Annotated in this window: 13 protein-coding genes and 1 pseudogene; all 14 read left to right on the plus strand. The window is 41.2% G+C overall.

From position 1 onward, the window contains the following. Positions 1-142: 142 nt before the first annotated feature. The 14 genes and pseudogenes from pgsB (at position 143) to IEV27_RS09000 (ending at position 18,552) form a co-directional block, all read left to right on the plus strand. Positions 143-1,405, plus strand: coding sequence for a poly-gamma-glutamate synthase PgsB (gene pgsB / locus IEV27_RS08935; protein ID WP_188377121.1), 1,263 nt, complete (start codon positions 143-145; stop codon positions 1,403-1,405). 38 nt (positions 1,406-1,443) lie between these two features. Then, positions 1,444-1,893 (plus strand): poly-gamma-glutamate biosynthesis protein PgsC, encoded by a 450-nt coding sequence (gene pgsC, locus IEV27_RS08940; protein ID WP_101842105.1) that lies wholly within the window; start codon positions 1,444-1,446, stop codon positions 1,891-1,893. A 12-nt stretch (positions 1,894-1,905) separates the two neighbouring features. Beyond that, complete coding sequence (locus tag IEV27_RS08945; protein WP_188377122.1) at positions 1,906-3,162, plus strand: CapA family protein; 1,257 nt, start codon at positions 1,906-1,908, stop codon at positions 3,160-3,162. Then, positions 3,159-4,991, plus strand: coding sequence for a gamma-glutamyltransferase family protein (locus IEV27_RS08950; RefSeq protein WP_188377123.1), 1,833 nt, complete (start codon positions 3,159-3,161; stop codon positions 4,989-4,991). Before IEV27_RS08945 ends, IEV27_RS08950 begins: the two co-directional genes overlap by 4 nt. A 356-nt stretch (positions 4,992-5,347) precedes the next feature. Continuing rightward, positions 5,348-5,452 (plus strand): annotated as a pseudogene (locus IEV27_RS08955) (transposase); the annotation flags it as partial. Between the two features lie 540 nt (positions 5,453-5,992). Then, positions 5,993-6,904 (plus strand): N-acetylmuramic acid 6-phosphate etherase, encoded by a 912-nt coding sequence (gene murQ, locus IEV27_RS08960; protein WP_188377124.1) that lies wholly within the window; start codon positions 5,993-5,995, stop codon positions 6,902-6,904. A gap of 77 nt (positions 6,905-6,981) precedes the next feature. Next, on the plus strand, positions 6,982-8,325 hold the full coding sequence (locus IEV27_RS08965; RefSeq protein ID WP_188377125.1) for an ABC transporter substrate-binding protein: 1,344 nt from the start codon (positions 6,982-6,984) through the stop codon (positions 8,323-8,325). 81 nt (positions 8,326-8,406) lie between these two features. Then, complete coding sequence (locus tag IEV27_RS08970; RefSeq protein ID WP_188377126.1) at positions 8,407-9,300, plus strand: carbohydrate ABC transporter permease; 894 nt, start codon at positions 8,407-8,409, stop codon at positions 9,298-9,300. A 27-nt stretch (positions 9,301-9,327) separates the two neighbouring features. Continuing rightward, complete coding sequence (locus IEV27_RS08975) at positions 9,328-10,176, plus strand: carbohydrate ABC transporter permease (RefSeq protein WP_188377127.1); 849 nt, start codon at positions 9,328-9,330, stop codon at positions 10,174-10,176. A gap of 216 nt (positions 10,177-10,392) precedes the next feature. Continuing rightward, positions 10,393-12,306, plus strand: coding sequence for a 1,4-alpha-glucan branching protein GlgB (gene glgB, locus IEV27_RS08980; RefSeq protein WP_188377128.1), 1,914 nt, complete (start codon positions 10,393-10,395; stop codon positions 12,304-12,306). After that, complete coding sequence (locus tag IEV27_RS08985; RefSeq protein WP_188377129.1) at positions 12,303-13,466, plus strand: glucose-1-phosphate adenylyltransferase; 1,164 nt, start codon at positions 12,303-12,305, stop codon at positions 13,464-13,466. The genes glgB and IEV27_RS08985 overlap by 4 nt, the downstream gene beginning before the upstream one ends. A gap of 11 nt (positions 13,467-13,477) precedes the next feature. Then, a complete protein-coding gene (gene glgD, locus IEV27_RS08990; RefSeq protein ID WP_188377130.1) occupies positions 13,478-14,584 on the plus strand; it encodes a glucose-1-phosphate adenylyltransferase subunit GlgD in 1,107 nt (368 codons plus the stop codon). A gap of 77 nt (positions 14,585-14,661) precedes the next feature. Continuing rightward, positions 14,662-16,092: a glycogen synthase GlgA gene (glgA, locus tag IEV27_RS08995; protein WP_188377131.1), complete on the plus strand. Its 1,431-nt coding sequence runs from the start codon at positions 14,662-14,664 to the stop codon at positions 16,090-16,092. 21 nt (positions 16,093-16,113) lie between these two features. Further along, positions 16,114-18,552 carry a glycogen/starch/alpha-glucan phosphorylase gene (locus IEV27_RS09000; protein WP_188377132.1) on the plus strand — a complete coding sequence of 813 codons (2,439 nt, stop codon included), beginning with the start codon at positions 16,114-16,116 and terminating at the stop codon, positions 18,550-18,552. The last annotated feature ends 14 nt before the right edge of the window (positions 18,553-18,566 follow it).

The raw sequence follows: 18,566 nt of genomic DNA on the forward strand, positions 1-18,566 counted from the left end.
TTTATTTTCCGGATTCTATTTTGTTTAAACAGGGTAATAAAACTATGTTACGATAAAAATAGCGAAAAGATGGTGAAATTTGGTTTATTTGTTGGTTAATAAGGAAAAAAATAACTAATCGATAGTATAAAGGGGTGAATTTGTGAACGAACTAAGTTACTTGCTTATATTTGCAGTCATCGTTGTCGCTCTCGGACTTCGGGAAAGAATTACGCTGGATCGTAAATTAAAACAAATTCCTACTAGAGTTTTGATTAATGGGATACGTGGTAAATCTACCGTTACACGATTAGTCATGGGTATTTTAAAGGAAAATGGCGATAAAGTAATCGGGAAAACCACAGGGACGTCAGCCAGAATGTTTTATTGGGATTCAGAAGAAGAGGAGCCGATCATTCGTGGTCTTCAGGGTCCTAATATTAGTGAGCAAAGAAAAATGGTACATAAAGTAACGGATCGAAAAGCTGAGGCATTTGTTAGTGAATGCATGGCTGTACACCCGGTATATCAAAAAATCTTTCAAGAGAGGCTTGTGAAATCCAACATTACGATTATCACGAATGTAATGGAAGACCACCTTGACGTTATGGGACCTACACTTGACGATATCGCTCAGGCCTTTAGCTCCACCATTCCTCACAATGGATATTTAATTATACCTGAAACACCTTACCAGCGTTTCTTTGAAAAAGCTGCTTATAAGAGAAATTCGAAAGTGATCGTTGCCGATGAAAGTGCGATTGATGAAGAATATTTAAAAAAATTCCCATTTATGATTTTTCCACAAAACGCCGCATTGGCCTTAGCGGTGGCAGATATTCTGCAAATTGATCGAGAAGTAGCTCTCAAGGGGATGCTTACAGCTCCAGTAGATCCCGGGGCTATGCGTGTGCATAAATTTGGAAATGTGAAAAGCCCTAAATACTTTTTTAATGGGTTTGCGGCGAATGATGTAACCTCAACATTAAATATTTGGGAGCGTATAAAAGAACAAGGTTATCCGACGGAAGATGTTACGGTTGTGATGAATTGCCGGCACGACCGTGTGGAACGCACCATCGAATTTGCTGAGAAGGTATTGCCTCATATGGATATCGACCGCCTTGTGATCATTGGGAAAGAAGCTCATCCTATTTTAACGGCTTATGATGAAGGTAAAATTAGAACAAAGCATATTGTAAATTTGGAAAAACAGCCGATCGATAAAGCGATCGATTATGTCGTTGGTTTACCTAAGAATGCGCTGATCTATGGAGTTGGAAATATCCATGGCGGCGGTGAGGAATTTGCAGAAGCCATTGAAAAGAAAGAACATTCTCCAACACGATTACACGAGGAGCGTAAAGAGGAAGAGTCATCCTTTTCTGTTGACATACTAGAGAGAAAGTATCAGACGAACAAATAATAGAGTAGTTTTGAGCTAAAAAAGGGGTTGGAGAATTAGTGTTTGGTACGGATTTATATATAGCTATAGTTATAGGGGTTTTATTAAGTTTGCTTTATGCAGAAAAAACAGGCATTATGCCGGCGGGCCTTGTGGTTCCCGGCTACCTTGCTTTAATTTTTGATCAAGTCATGTATGTGCTCGTCGTTGGATTAATCAGCTTGCTTACATACCTGTTAGTTACTCAAGTCCTTTCAAGGTTTACGGTACTGTACGGACGCAGAAAGTTTGCTGCTATGTTAACGGTCGGGGTCTTAATGAAAATGTCAATGGACTACTTGTATCCGCTCACTCCCTTTCCAGTGATGGAGCTTAGGGGTATTGGAGTTATTGTGCCCGGTTTAATTGCTAACTCGATTCAGAAGCAAGGAGTTATTCCTACATTTAGCTCCACCTTTGTAATTGCGTTTTTTACGTTTGTTTTTATTACCGTCTATCATTTGCTGTAGGGGAGTTATTTTATGAAAGAAACAAAGCTTAAATCATTTATGCAGGTTTGGGTTAAAAAGCACCGTGAGAAAGCAGTTTCTCATTCTATTATTCTAGCTTTACTTTTATCTATTCCTTTTTTTGCTCATAAAAAAATCGATGAGGTGCCCATACCTGAAAATACGAGGCCGGATGACGTGGAGTATCGGGTTTCCATGGTAGGGGATATGATGCTGGGGCGACATGTACAGGAAGCAGCACAAAGAGAAGGGGAACCCATTGATCGCGTATTTTCCTATGTAACTCCTTACTTTGAGCAATCTGATTATTCGACGGGAAACTTTGAGAACCCAGTCATCGATTCGAACAATCCGGAAGTCGAAAGCCAAATGGAGGATTATGAGTTACATAATAAGGATATCCACCTTTATGCGGAAGCGGGGGCAGAGGATGCTCTCATTAACGCTGGGTTCGACTCTGTAAACTTAGCCAATAATCATACGATGGATTATGGGGACCTGTCATTAACGGAAACCTTAAATCATATGAGGGACGCGGATATTGATTTGATCGGTATAGGTGATGTTCTTGACTCGGGAGAAGCTCAGATTGACACGGGCGATGAAGAGGAAGAGGTCATGGATGCTGGGTCCATCTCTTATTTTGATATTAATGAAAACTATTCGGCGGCCGTTTTAGGCTTCACCGATGTATTTGTACAAGGATATAGTGCAGGAGACTACGTTGGGGGAGTTTTAACGAACGATGGGCTTGACGTACTTCAACGTCGCATTAAAGAAGCGAAGGAACAGGCCGATGTGGTTATTGTTCATGCTCATTGGGGAGACGAGTATCAAGTCGGCTCCAACCAGGAGCAGGAGAATCTCGCGTGGTTACTTACAGATATTGGGGCTGATATTATTATTGGTCACCATTCTCACGTATTAGAGCCTGTGACGGTTGTAGAAACAAACAACAATACCTCCTTAGTGATGAACAGTTTAGGGAATTTTGTCTTTGATCAAGGGTGGTCTCGAACGAAAGAATCCACGCTGGCTCAGCTGGACTTTTTAGAAGATGGCTCAGCTGATTTGTCGTTTATCCCTATGCAAATTACAGATACGAAGCCTCGAGAAACAAAGGGGATCTTGAAGCCATACCGTGATTATAGAATTTTTCGCACGTTAAGAAAGGAATTAGATAAAGATTTATGGAGAGTTGAAGATAGCCGTCTTATTATTGATATGGAAAAAGCGGGCGTGCTGGATTACGGAGGGTCTGAGTCATGAATTATTTAAGGATCACCAATATCCTCGCTGTTATCGTATTTATAGGATTAGTCGGGTGGAATTACTACTTTGAAGATGAATTTGATGCTTTTCGAGAGCCTTATCGCGACGAAGAACCTTCAGAAACGGTTGAAATTAGTGCGGATGATGAAGAGTCTTTTGTATACGGCGTCAGTGCCCTTCACCCTTTAGCTGTAGAAGCAGGTATGGAAGTTCTCAATGAAGGTGGAAATGCCGCTGAAGCAGCTATAGCTGTATCCTTTACGTTAGGCGTAGTGGAGCCTTATGGATCTGGAGTAGGTGGCGGCGGTCAAATGGTCGTTCAAGAACCTGACCAAGAAGCAGTGACCTATGATTATAGAGAAGCTGCCCCTGAAAGCGGAGGATGGCCGGAAAGAGGTGTAGCTATCCCGGGGTTTGTAAAAGGGATGGAAGCCTTGTACGAAGATTACGGAGAAAACAAAGAGTGGGCAGACCTATTAGCTCGATCGATAGAATACGGAGAAGAAGGTTTTGAAGTCGGCCGAATCTTTAATGAACAAATTCAAAGTTCGAATCGCTACCTTCTTCTTCCTGAGGAAGAGCGAAATAATTATTACCCAGATGGACAACCGATCGCAATGAATGAAAACCTTGTTCAAACAGATTTGGCTGAGACTTTAAAAGTTATTCGAGACAAGGGTGCTGATGGATTTTACGAAGGTGAGTTGGGTCAACAGTTATCGGCAGAGCTCGAGATTCCGCAAGAGGATTTGGCCTCCTATGAAGTAGCGAGGAGAGAAGCAGCGGCAGGTACCTTTAAAGATCACACCGTCTATGCAGGATCCTCTCCGACCTCAGGCGTCATTGTCATTCAAGCCTTACAAATGATGGAAAGGTTAGAGGATAATTTTGATGAAGTGATTCGTGAAGAATTTGAAAATGAAAACGGAGAACTGCCAGAGTTCTTAGCCGATGGGCTGCCGGAGGACATGGAAGCGGTCATTAATGATGACGAGTGGCAAGCCTTGTATATTCATCTCGTTAATAAAATAACTGATCGAGTGTATAGTGAGAGAGTGAGCACATTGGGAGACCCTCAATTTGATGATATTGATCAAGAAGAGCTGACTTCTAAAGAATACACGGACAATCTATTTGACCAGGAATTCTCAGAAGAGGGAAGCGGACTTACCAGTTCATCCGAACTTTTTAACAGTCCTGGAGAGCTGAATGATTCAAGAAATACGACTCACTTTGTAGTAAGAGATAAAGATGGAATGATGGTCTCGACTACAAATTCTCTCGGTGAATTTTTTGGTTCTGGCCGCTACACAAATGGTTTCTTTTTAAACAATCAGCTTAATAACTTCAGTACAGTTGAAGGTGCTATTAACGAGTATGAACCTGGTAAACGACCTCGTTCCTTTGTTTCCCCAATGATCTTTGCGGAGGATGGGGAGCCTGTTTTAGGCTTAGGTTCTCCCGGAGGTTCAAGGATTCCAGCGATGCTGATTCAAACGTTCTTACAATATGAATATGGAAGAGACGATAGTGGGGAGCCTTTGAACCTACAAGAAGCGATCATGAGGCCTCGTTTTTATACAGAGGATAATGTAGTGCATTTAGAAAGAATGGTGGAAGACACGGCATTAGATGCTTTACGCGGCGACATGAATTATTCTGTTATTACCCATGATTCTCCGTTGTATTATGGGGGCATACAAGGTTTAGGTATGCGTACAGATGAAGAAGTAGTAGAAATGTTTGGCGGTGGAGATTCACGCCGTCTCGGCACGTGGCAAATTGCTGACCAAGAAGGTCTCGTAGAAGATCAAACAGAAGATTAATAAAAGCCCTGCTGATTCAGCAGGGCTTTTCAGGCGGTTGAAAAAGCTTAGACGAGATGTAATAGGGTGCGCTCCTTCCATTTTGTCTGCAGAAAAGGAACAAGAAAAAGCGCCGCTTTCTGCAGGGCAAGACGGAAAGTCTCCTCAGTCTGCGACTTCGGGGGCCTCTCCTGTCTGCTCGTCCCGCAGGAGTCGTCACTTTTTCTGTTCCTTTGATCAAAATGGCTTTTGACACCTTCGCAGAATGAATGCCCTGCTGCATACGCTGTTTCCATAAGGGCGCAGTATGAGAAAATGTAGAGAAAACCAAGGTTTCTCTACAAGCTGAATTTTTTCTGATTTCTTTCATTTTATGGATTTACCCCATGAGAAAAGAGAAGGTTGAGCGTAGCTTTGCAGATTCAAAAGAACTGCATGGGCTGCGCTATTGTCGGTTGTGTGGAAAAGAGAAAGTGAAGGAATAGGCGCTGATGACGGATGACTGATAGAATATGGAAATGACTCTCCTCCATCTAGTAAGGGTGAGCTAGATGAAGGAGAGTCTTTTTCTGTCTTAAAGAAATTCCAAGGAGCGAGGTCCCTTCCACTCCTGCGGAAGAACGAGTGAGCCGAGATCGCCGAGCGTGGGTTTCGCGAGGAAGCTCGTGCGCTCGTCCGCGGAAAGGGAAGGGGCCTTCGCTCCTGGCGGCAAGAAAAAAAGCTTGCGGAAAAACAGGGGTTTCTCCACAAGCTGAATCAGCAGGGCATTTTTTTTAGATGAATGAAATAAAATTTCTATTTTTAAAACATAACATTGACAAAATAATTCAAAAAGAATATGATGAAGTCAATCATAAACTTGTCGCAATTTTAAAAAAACAAAAAGACAGCGCTTACATAATTTATTTTACATTCTCTTCTCTAATCCCGCCCTGCTTCAACTAGAAACCCACCAAGAAGTATCATTTTCTCCCTTTTTTCTAGGGTCACAAGATCATATAGGTAAGGAGACGATCACATTCATGGAGCTCTCAAGTTTAACCACTGAAAAACGAAATGAGAACAGCATGACCTTGGATCAAATGTCGATCATGGAAGCATTACATACCATTAACAACGAAGACAAAAAAGTAGCAAAAGCTGTAGAATCTGTTCTTCCTAAAGTGAAGACTTCGATTGAAAAAATATACGATTCTTTAGCCAAAGGCGGCAGGCTTTTTTACGTGGGTGCCGGCACAAGTGGTCGATTAGGTGTCGTAGATGCTTCTGAATGTCCGCCAACCTTTATGACCTCTTCAGAAATGGTGCAAGCCATTATGGCGGGTGGAAACGGAGCGTTCTTTAATGCAGCGGAGGGATGCGAAGACGATGAAAGCCAAGGCGCTAAAGACATTGAAGCTAAGCAGTTAACAGAAGATGACGTTGTATTAGGGATTACAGCCAGCGGTCGTACCCCTTACCCGATTGGAGCATTGAAATATGCCCGCAAGGTTGGCGCTTATACGGTCTCCCTTTCATGCAATGAGCGATCTGAAATCAGTCAACATGCTGACTGCGACATTGAGGTCGTTGTAGGACCGGAAGTTTTGACAGGCTCGACTAGAATGAAAGCAGCGACAGCTCACAAAATGATCCTGAATATGATTAGTACCACAACCATGATTCAGCTAGGAAAAGTACACGAGAACTTAATGGTGGATGTACACGCCAGCAATTACAAACTAATGGAACGAGCTAAAAAGACAATTATGGAGATTACAAAAGTATCCTATGACGAAGCGGAAAGTGTCTTAAAAAAGACCAATCACGAAGTTAAGCCTGCAGTAGTCATGATAGAAACCGGTGCTGATTATCAACAATCCATAGAAGCGATTCATAGAAACAAAGGGTATGTAAGGAAAGCCATATCTTATATTTTGAAGCAAAAGACGTAAGTTTGGAAACAACATTATTAGTTTTTTGAACTATTAATGCGTTTCATATACTTAACAAATTCAAAGGGGGAAGTAATTTGAAGAAGCTATTAAAAGGTCCTGGTTCATTACTTTCGGTGGGTCTGCTCACACTTGCTTTAGCTGCAGGGTGTTCATCTGACGACGATTCTGCGACAGATGAGGCTGGCGGTGAGAGCTCTGGTGATGGAGAAGTTTCAGGAGAGCTAGAACTTCAATACTTTGTTGGTGGATACGGGGATTCTTGGTGGAAAGAAGTCATTGCTGATTTTCAGGAAGAATATCCTGATGTCTCAGTTGTTGAACATGCAGGTCCAAACATAAACGATGAAATGAGATCTCGTTGGGTGTCCGGCGATCCGCCTGATGTTGTTTACATTGATGGTGCGGGTTCAAGTGAAACTCAAATGGTAGAAGACGGGCAATTAATGAACTTATCCGATTGGGTAGAGGACGTGGAAGTGGATGGCGATCCTCTTATGGATAGCTTCATTGTAGAGCCAGCTACTTATGATGGTGATATTTATTCCCTGCCTCTTGTTTTTGATACGTGGGGTACTTGGTATAACGAAGCGATGTTTGAAGATAAAGGTTATGAAGTTCCAGCTGATTTTGATGGCTTCATGGATACGATGGGTGAAATTCAAGAAGGTGAAGATATTGCTCCGTTCGTCACAACAGGGCAGCACCCATACTATTTCTTACGTGGAATGCTTTACCCGGCGTTTGGTGCTGCAGGCGGAGATGAGTTGCTAAATGATGTCATTACCGGGGCTGAAGGTGCTTGGACGAGCGAACCTGTAGTAGAAGTTATGGAAAAAGTACAGGAAATGCAGGAAGCCGGCTATATTGATGACGGTTTTGGCGCATTAAACCATACACAGTCTCAAATGGACTTTTTATTAGGGGATAATGCCTTTATTCCAGTTGGATTCTGGCTGCCTAATGAAATGGCTAACGATGTCCCAGAAGATTTTGACTTTGGATTTGTTCCATCTCCAATGCAGAATTCTGGAGAGCCATACTCTATTGTTCCTGACTTGCGTCCGCTGGCTATTGCTGAAGAAGCGGAAAATCCTGAAGCTGCACAAGCATTCGTTGAGTTTGTATTCAAGAAAGAATATGCACGTTCTTTCTCTGAGCATACAGGAGCGATTATGAACCTAAACGGGGTAGACCTGGCTGAGAGTGAAGAAGTACCGGATTATTTAATCGAAGCGAATGAAATGATTAACGATGAAGAGCAAGTACAAATTAACAACAAACCACACCCAATGAGTTCTGAATTGGAAGAACCTATTGGTAACTCACTTGTTTCGCTGATGCTTGGCAATATTACAGCAGAAGAGTTCACGGAGGAAGCAGAGGAAGCTGCGGCCGAATATCGTGAGAGCAATGAATAGATGACATGCTGACGGTATGGGGTATGAGGCTGTGAATCCTTATATCCCATACCCTTATTTTCTTATAGAAAGAGTGATTGGGTGGTACAGTCTAAAAAGCAAAAATACACGTTTTTAGCGTTTTGTCTTGTTCCGACTTTTATAATGTTTTCTATTTTCACCCTTTACCCGCTTTTTAGTGGATTATATTATTCGTTTTTTGAATGGTCAGGATCTTCTCAAGATAAAACATTTATTGGTTTTGAAAATTACATAAAACTTTTTAATGACTCTATTATTCCTCGCACGATTTATCATGACTATTTTCTGGTAGGAACTAAAATAGTAGGAATAATGGTGCTTGCCTTATTCTTTGCTGTTGCTCTTACTCAATTAAAAATTAAAGAGGCCCCTTTCTATCGCATCGTATTTTTCTTTCCTAATATTATGTCTGTCGTCGTAATTGGGATACTATGGTCATTTATTTATAACCCAAGTATGGGTTTGGTCAACTCCGGTTTAGAAGCGATTGGTCTGGAAAGCTGGACGAGAGCATGGCTTGGTAATGAAGACTGGGCATTAGCGAGTCTCGTTTTACCATCTGTATGGGCAGGAATTGGTTTGTTTATGCTGATGCTCATGGGTGGGATTGCTAACGTTTCGAAGAGCTATTATGAAGCAGCTGAAATTGATGGGGCTAATGAATGGCAGCAGTTTTGGAAAGTGACATTGCCTCTCGTTTGGCCGCAAATTAAGATTTCAATCTTATACATTGTCATTACAACTTTAAACGGCTCGTTTATCATCGTACAAGTTATGACCGGCGGGGGACCTAATAACTCTACTCATGTTATGGGATCTTACCTATACCAACAAGCTTTCACACAGTATAACTTCGGATATGGGGCGACCATTGGTGTAATGATTCTTATCATATCTTTAATTACAGTCTTGATTCTGCAATTCCTTATGCGTCGAGAGAGAGTAGAATATTAAGTTGGATTCAACGAGGGGGTAAGAAACGTGCGACAGAAGAAAAGTGTTGGTCAATTGTTAGGGAGAGCAGGGATAAGAATTCCTCTCATTTTATGGTCTATTGCGGTTCTATACCCGATCATTTGGATGTTTATCGGGTCTTTCAAATCGAATGGAGAAATTTATGCAAATCCGTGGGGAATGCCCGATCAATTTAACATGGATAATTTTGTGAGTGCCTGGACCGATTTTAATATTGATACAAGTGTGTTTAACAGTTTAATTGTAACGGTGTTAGGAGCTATTCTGACGTTAGTACTAGCAATTCCAACAGCCTATGCGATTGAACGTTTAAGGTTTAGAGGGAGTCATATCTTATTTACGGTATACATTTCAGCTATGATGATCCCGATGGTGCTAGGGTGGATCCCTTTGTTTTTCCTTTTGCAGCGGTTTAACTTATTAGATAATATTTATGGCCTGACTATGGTTTATGCTGTCAGCCAGCTCCCTTTCACCATTTTTGTTTTAACGAGCTTTATGAGCACAATCCCTAAATCCCTTGAAGAATCGGCTTCTATGGATGGTTTATCGCCATACGGTGTGCTTTTAAAAATTATTACTCCCCTGTCCATGTCAGGGATCATTACGGTAACCATCATGAACGCCATTCAATTTTGGAATGAATACTTTATGGCATTGATCTTCCTGCAATCCGAGGGCAATTACACTCTCGCACTTGCCATTGATTATATTAGTAATGAAGCACAGTATACAAATGCTTGGGGGACGTTGTTTGCCAGTCTAACGATCGCGATTATTCCCGTAATCATTCTTTACGCGATCTTCCAGCAGCGAATAGCTAAGGGAATGACTGAAGGTGCCATAAAAGGATAATGTTTTCCGACTCGACCACCCATTTAAAAAAGAAAGCGCGAAACACGCGCTTTCTTTTTTTGTCATATTTTGTCTTATTGCACATTCGTAAGCGCTAACATGCATTTTTCGACAAAATAACACATAATTTTCAGAACTTTTTGTAAGAAATTAATTGTAATCGGTTCCGTAACATTTTATGCTTAATAATAAGCACAGATATAAGGAGGTGATGGCGTGTTAAACGAGACAATTGTTGAACACGATCTCTATTTATTTCATCAAGGAAATTTGCGTTATAGCTATCAGCTCCTCGGAGCCCACCCCCACGAAGAAAACGGCGAGGAAGGCTATCGATTTGCTGTTTGGGCACCGAATGCTGAGCAAGTAAGCGTAGTCGGGGATTTTAACAATTGGGATGGCACCAGCCATCGGTTAAAAAAGCTAAATGAAAATGGCATATGGTATGGATTTATACCAGAGATCACAGAAGGAACGGTTTACAAGTACGAAATCTTAACACCACATGGGCATTTGAGGCTAAAAGCCGATCCCTATGGCTTTTCTAGTGAGCTGCGCCCAAATACAGCCTCAGTGACTTATCCTCTCAATCAATATTCATGGAATGACGAACAGTGGATGGACAGGCGTAAGAATATAAATATCTATGAATCTCCAATCTCTATTTATGAACTGCATTTAGGTTCTTGGAAAAATATCGAAACCGAAGTTTATTACAACTATCGGGAATATGCAGATATGGTCATTCCTTATGTTAAGGAGCTGGGTTACTCACATATCGAGCTATTGCCCATAACTGAACACCCATTTGATCGTTCTTGGGGGTACCAGACCACAGGCTACTTTGCTGCAACTTCTCGTTACGGTACACCAGATGACTTTCGTTATTTTGTTGATCAATGCCATCAAAATGGTATAGGGGTCATACTCGATTGGGTTCCTGCTCATTTTTGTAAAGACGAGCATGGATTACGAAGGTTTGATGGAGAAGCTTTATATGAGTATCAAGATCCTATAAAGGCAGAAAAGCCTCAATGGGGAACTCTGACTTTTGATTTTGGAAGAAATGAAGTGCAAAGCTTCCTCATTTCAAATGCAATTTATTGGCTTAAAGAATTCCACTTGGACGGTCTAAGAGTAGATGCCGTTGCTAGTATGCTTTATTTAGACTTCGGTAAAGAAGATGGCCAGTGGGAATTAAATGAATACGGTGGAAGAGAGAACTTAGAAGCCGTTGCTTTTATTAAAAAATTGAATGAAGCCATTTTTGAAGAAGTTCCTAACATCCTTATGATGGCGGAGGAATCGACTTCATGGCCTCAGGTAAGTTCCCCAACTTATTTAGGAGGACTTGGCTTTAACTATAAATGGAATATGGGCTGGATGAATGACATGTTGAAGTATATCGAAATGGATCCGATTCATCGAAAGCACTATCATCATCTCATTACGTTTTCTTTTTTCTACGCTTTTTCTGAGAACTTTATTTTACCAATTTCTCATGATGAGGTTGTTCATGGGAAGAAATCTCTTTTAAACAAAATGCCGGGCGACTATTGGCAAAAATTTGCGAACTTACGAGCTTTTTTAGCTTACATGTATGCTCATCCCGGTAAAAAACTGCTCATGATGGGGACAGAGTTTGGACAATTCGATGAATGGAAAGATCTCGAAGACCTGGACTGGGAGCTGCTGGATTATGAAGCTCATGCTTCCGCTTTAGATTATGTCAAACAGCTCCACCAATTGTACAACGACATGCCGGCTTTATGGGAGCTGGATCACGACGAACAAGGGTTTTTCTGGATAGACCCTAATAATTACGAACAAAGTATTGTTTCCTTTGCAAGGAATAGCCGTAATGATGGGGATCAGCTGATTATTGTTTGTAATTTCACTCCAGAGGTTTATCACGGCTATAAGGTGGGAGTGCCTAAAGAAGGGCATTATAAAGAGATTTTCAATAGTGATGCAACCCACTTTGGAGGTTCGGGACAGACAAACGGATTGGCTTTAGAAACGGTAAATGAACCGTGGCAAGGTCAAGACCAGCATGTAGCTATGACGATCCCCCCTCTTGCCGTTAGCTTTTTAAAAAGAACTTGTTCACCAAAGGAGGAAAATGAATGAAAGGTAAAGAATGCGTAGCCATGCTCCTAGCAGGGGGGCAAGGTACAAGACTAAAATCATTAACGAAGAAAATTGCTAAACCTGCCGTGTATTTTGGCGGCAAGTATCGAATTATAGACTTTCCTCTCAGTAATTGTTCAAATTCTGGGATCGATACCGTGGGCGTACTCACCCAATACGAACCATTAATATTAAATAACTATATTGGTATTGGGTCTGCTTGGGATCTTGATCGCAGTTATGGTGGTGTTTCTGTGCTGCCTCCATTTATGCAGTCTGAAGGCGGCGGTTGGTACACAGGAACGGCTAATGCCATTTACCGCAACATTGAATTTTTAGATCGTTATGAGCCTGAACACGTTTTAATTTTGTCTGGGGACCACATTTACAAAATGGACTATGGTGCAATGCTTGAGGAGCATATCGAGCAAGATTCTGATGCTACGATTTCCGTTATTCCTGTTTCATGGGATGAAGCCAGCCGCTTTGGGATAATGAATACAGACGATGATGGAAGAATTATAGAGTTTGATGAGAAGCCTGAGTTTCCACTTAGTAATCTGGCATCAATGGGGGTTTATATTTTTAAATGGGAAGTCTTAAAGAGATATTTACTTGAAGATGAACAGAAAGAAGGCTCTTCTCATGATTTCGGGAAAGATATTATTCCAACGATGCTTCAGGATGGAAAACATCTTCACGCCTATAAATTTGAAGGCTATTGGAAGGATGTCGGCACAGTCGACAGCTTGTGGGAAGCAAACATGGATCTTCTAAAAGATGAGCCTGGGCTAAATTTAAGTGATCATGAATGGCGGATTTATTCGAAAAATCCTAATCAGCCCGCCCAGTATATTGCACCGTGCGCCACAGTTAGAAATGCGCTTATTAATGAAGGCTGTCGCATTTATGGCACGGTTGATACGTCCGTTATTTTCTACGGTGTGCATGTGGAAGATAGTGCGGTCGTAAAAGATTCAGTAATTATGCCAAACGTAAAAATAGGGAAAAATGTAAAAATTCATCGCGCCATTATCTCTGAAGGCAGCGTTATTGAAGATAATGCTGTGATCGGAGACGCAAGCCCGGATAGTCAAATTACGTTAGTGGCTGAAGAAGGCAGTGTAATGGCGTCAAGTTATGCCACGATTATTAAGTAAGGGGTGACGATATGGACCGTATTGCCGGAATAATAAACCTTGATCATGAACAAGATCTGCTAGATGAACTAACTTATTTTAGATGCGGAGCAGCCGTTCCTTTTGCTGGCCGCTATCGCATGATAGATTTTACTATATCTAATATGACCAACTCCCGCATGGAATCTGTTGCTGTATTTGCGCGGCGGAAGTATCGTTCTCTTATGGATCATCTAGAGCAAGGGAAAGCATGGGATTTGGACAGAAAACGCGGCGGATTATTTATCTTACCGCCTGACTGGAATGACCCCACAGATCTTTCTAGAGGAGATTTACAGCATTTTCATAATAATATCGATTTCATTAAGAGAACACTAGCCGATTACATTGTTGTCTCAGGATCGCAGAACATTTGTAATATTAACTACCGTGATGTATTAGAGTCTCATAAAGAGTCAGGGGCAGATGTAACGGTCGTTTATAAGAAAGTACGTGATCTTCAGCCGGAGCATAACTTAGCTCATAAATTAACGATTGACGATAGCAATCGAGTGGTTTCGATTCATAATGACCAACAAAGTTCCAACGTGTACATGGATATGTATATCGTTGAAAAAGACTACCTCTACTATTTAGTTGAAAATTGTATTGCTCACGGATGTTCTCACTTTTTCCTTGATGGAATTAAAGGGAGACTGCCTGACATTCATATCAATGCCTATGAATATGAAGGAAGTCATGCCTTGATTAACTCCGTGGAGAGTTATTACCGCAACAGCAAGAAATTGTTAAACCGTTCAGCTCATGATGAGTTGTTTAAAGAACAATCACCAGTCTATACAAAAATTAAAAATGAGGCACCTTCAAAATACGCCCGTTCTTCTAATGTGACAAATACGCTTGTAGCCAACGGCTGCGTTGTCGGCGGTCACATTGAAGACAGCATTCTATTTCGAGGGGTGAAGGTAGGAAAGGGAGCAGTCATTAAGAACTCAATAATTATGCAAAGATGTGAAATCGAAGAGAACGCGGTTTTAGAGAACGTGATTCTTGATAAAGATTGTACGATTTCGTCCGGGCGCACACTTATAGGCGCTCCTGAAAAGCCTTTTGTCGTTGCGAAAAGTAAAACGATGTAAATATGATAAAGGAGGCTGTCTGAACGTACGTTTCTGGCAGCCTTTTTTGTTTAATGTGAAAAAGGAGATGAAAATGGATGAATGTATTAATGGTTGGATCTGAATGTACACCTTTTATTAAAACTGGAGGGCTGGCCGACGTTTTAGGTTCTTTGCCGCATGCCTTGAAGGAAGAGGGACATGATGTTCGAGTTGTTCTTCCAAAGTATGAAACGATGAGTGATGATTGGAAAGTTCAACTTGAGACCATTCATACCTTTAATGTTGAACTTGGCTGGCGCAATCAATATGCAGGTGTGCAATACATTGAACACAATGGAATTCATGTCTATTTTATTGATAACGAATATTATTTTAAACGTTCCAATTTGTATGGATATGATGATGAAGCTGAGCGTTTCGTCTTTTTTAACAAAGCGATTATGGAAATGATACGAAAAATGGATTGGAAGCCTGACGTTCTTCACTGCCACGATTGGCAAGCGGGATTAATTCCGGTTTTACTGCATACGCACTACGGAAACGATCCTTTATTCCAAGATATGAAGACTGTTTTTACCATTCACAATTTAAAGTATCAAGGAATTTATCCTGATGACGTTTTATATGATTTACTTGGCTTCGACGAGAATATGATGACTACAGGAGGGTTAGAATTTTTCGGGAACATCAATTTCATGAAAGGTGCCCTTAATTTTGCTGACCATATTACAACAGTTAGTAAAACTTATGCAAATGAGATTCAAACTCCTTATTATGGGGAAAACCTAGATGGAGTACTTAGGGAAAGATCAGACAAATTGTCAGGTATTGTAAACGGGATTGATAATCAAGCGTTTAACCCGATGAAGGATGAGAGTTTGCCCTTTCCTTTTAGAACCTCGCTTTTGAAAAAATCACAAAACAAAATGTGGCTGCAAGAAAAGCTTGGCTTGCCTGTACGTAAAGATGTCCCAATGATTGGAATCGTTTCCCGTCTAGTTGAACAGAAGGGATTCGATCTAGTTGGAAGAGTCCTAGAGGATTTGCTAGATCAAGAGGATGTTCAAATCGTTGTTCTAGGAACAGGGGAAGCTGAGTATGAACACATGCTCCAATGGGCACAATCCAAGTATCCGGATAAGTTGTCCGCGAATATCATGTTTAGTGAAGATTTATCTCGTCAGATCTATGGAGCAAGCGATCTATTTTTAATGCCGTCGCGTTTTGAACCTTGTGGTATCGGTCAGCTTATAGCCCTTCGCTACTTGTCTGCTCCTATCGTTCGCGAGACAGGTGGTCTAGCCGATACGGTGCAATCATTTGACGAGAAAACAGGAGAAGGAAACGGATTTACATTTACTAACTATAATGCCCACGATATGTTGTTCACAATTCGCCGTGCCATATCATTTTATCAAGATACAGAGTGTTGGAAACAGCTTGTTAAAAATATGGCTAAAAGTCAGTATCCGTGGAAATATTCCGCCAATCGTTACAGTGAATTGTATGAAGCAGCATTAGAGTAGGCGCGAAGGGGAGGACACCCTATGTTCAGCAATAAAGAAGATTTTAAGCAGGCGTTTTCTGAGAGACTGCAAACCGATTTAGGTAAGAAAGTAGAATCAGCCTCAGAGGTTGATGCTTATCGTGCCCTTGGTTCGCTGGTAAAAGATGAAATGAACCGAAATTGGTTGAAAACCGCGAGACAGTATGAGGAGAGTAAAGAAAAGCAAGTGTATTACTTCTCCATGGAATTTCTAATTGGACGTTTACTAGGGAACAATCTATTAAACATGCAATTGTTATCTCTAGTAAAAGAAGGTTTGGAGGAACTTGGCTTTTCTTTAACAGAGTTAGAAGAAGAAGAAAACGATGCTGGTTTAGGAAATGGAGGACTGGGCCGCTTGGCTGCCTGTTTCCTGGATTCACTGGCGTCTCTTGGTTACGCTGGACATGGGTATGGCATTCGCTATAAATATGGGATGTTTGATCAAAGAATAATTGACGGTTATCAAGTTGAACTGCCGGACCGCTGGTTGGCGAGAGAATTTGTTTGGGAAGTGCGCCGCCCGGATGAAGCAGTGGAAGTTCGGTTTGGTGGAGAGGTAGATATGGTAAGGACCAAAGCCGGCCGCCTCGAATGTCATCATGATCATTATGAGCAGGTACGCGCCATTCCATATGACGTGCCTGTAGTAGGTTATGGCAATGACACTGTCAATACGTTAAGGCTTTGGTCAGCTGAAGCTACAGATCATGATACGCTAGTAAAAGCTTCAAAAGATGATGATTTTAATAATTTTCTTGAGCATAAGCGTTCTTTAGAAGAAATCTCAGAATTTCTATACCCTGATGACTCCCATGAGGATGGGAAAAGGCTCCGCTTAAAGCAAGAATACTTTCTTGTTTCTGCCGGTGTACAGAGTGCTGTTCGTAATTTTGAACGGTTAAACCTACCTTTGGCATCGTTCCCAGAGCATGCTGCTTTACACATCAACGATACCCACCCTGCCCTCGTAATACCTGAGTTAATGCGTATATTAATGGATGACCATGGATTGGGCTGGGAAGAGGCATGGGAAATCACGCAGGCTTCAGTTTCCTACACGAATCACACCACACTAAGTGAAGCTTTAGAGACATGGCCGGTAGGATTGGTTCGATCACTCCTCCCCCGCATTTATATGATTATAGATGAAATTAACGAAAGGTTTTGTCAATCTCTGTGGGAGAAACACCCAGGAGATTTTGACCGCATCGCAAGTCTTGCCATTGTAGCGGACGGCTTTGTAAAAATGGCTCACCTATCAATTGTAGGGAGTCATAGCATAAATGGAGTTGCGAAGCTTCATACGGATATTTTAAAGAAACGGGAAATGAAAATTTTTTACGATACATTCCCTGAGCGGTTCAATAATAAAACAAATGGAATTACACATAGACGCTGGCTGTTGCATTCTAACGAACCTTTGTCGAAGCTGATTACAGATTCAATCGGAGATCAATGGATCCAAGAACCTGAACGACTGGAAGACCTGATGCAATTTAAAAGTGATCGTTCCTTTCTTAAAGAATTAAATGGGATTAAACAGCAAAAGAAGGAAGAACTAGCTGATTTTATCAAAGGGTATGCAGGTATACAAATCGACCCTGCCTCCATCTTTGACGTTCAAATTAAACGTCTGCATGGGTATAAGCGGCAATTGTTAAATGCTTTGCACATTATGCACTTATATAATCAATTAAAAACCGACCGCCGCTATAAAATGACACCGCGTACATTTATTTTTGGGGCGAAAGCTGCACCGAGCTATCATTTTGCCAAAAAGGTTATAAAGCTGATTCATACCGTAGCTGATGTGGTAAACAATGATCCAGCTGTTAATAATCAAATGAAGGTGGTCTTCCTGCCGAACTACTCTGTATCTCTCGCTGAAAAGATTATTCCTGCTACAAATATCAGTGAACAAATTTCTACGGCTAGTAAAGAGGCATCAGGTACAGGTAATATGAAATTCATGATGAATGGAGCTCTTACTTTAGGAACGATGGATGGAGCAAACGTGGAAATTCACGAGCTCGTCGGAGATGACCATATTTATACGTTTGGGTTAAGCTCTGATGAAGTACTGGAATACTATAAAAACGGCCATTACTCCTCGCGACAAGTTTATGAGCAAGATGATCGGGTCAGGCATACTCTTGATCAACTCATACATTACAGCCCGTTCTCAAAAGGGGAAACGGAGTTTCAGGATATCTATGATAATTTAATTACATTTAATGATGAATATTTTGTGTTAAAGGATTTTGCCAGTTACATTGATACGCAAGCTAGGATTGGTAAAGATTATAAGGATGTTAATCTCTGGAATAAGAAGAGCCTCATCAATATTGCACGCTCAGGTAAGTTTTCTAGCGATCGTACCATTCAAGAATATGCCTCTGATATTTGGAAGATTCAACCTACTGGCATACTGAAATAAGACGTAAAAGGAGG

The organism is Halobacillus andaensis (genome assembly GCF_014636475.1).
Lineage (GTDB): Bacteria > Bacillota > Bacilli > Bacillales > Halobacillaceae > Halobacillus_A > Halobacillus_A andaensis.

Bases quoted from the DNA above. Each gene is read 5' to 3' on its own strand.
- IEV27_RS08945 (WP_188377122.1), top strand. From the start codon at position 1,906: ATGAAAGAAACAAAGCTTAAATCATTTATGCAGGTTTGGGTTAAAAAG.
- IEV27_RS08950 (WP_188377123.1), top strand. From the start codon at position 3,159: ATGAATTATTTAAGGATCACCAATATCCTCGCTGTTATCGTATTTATA.
- murQ (WP_188377124.1), top strand. From the start codon at position 5,993: ATGGAGCTCTCAAGTTTAACCACTGAAAAACGAAATGAGAACAGCATG.
- IEV27_RS08985 (WP_188377129.1), top strand. From the start codon at position 12,303: ATGAAAGGTAAAGAATGCGTAGCCATGCTCCTAGCAGGGGGGCAAGGT.
- glgD (WP_188377130.1), top strand. From the start codon at position 13,478: ATGGACCGTATTGCCGGAATAATAAACCTTGATCATGAACAAGATCTG.
- glgA (WP_188377131.1), top strand. From the start codon at position 14,662: ATGAATGTATTAATGGTTGGATCTGAATGTACACCTTTTATTAAAACT.
- IEV27_RS09000 (WP_188377132.1), top strand. From the start codon at position 16,114: ATGTTCAGCAATAAAGAAGATTTTAAGCAGGCGTTTTCTGAGAGACTG.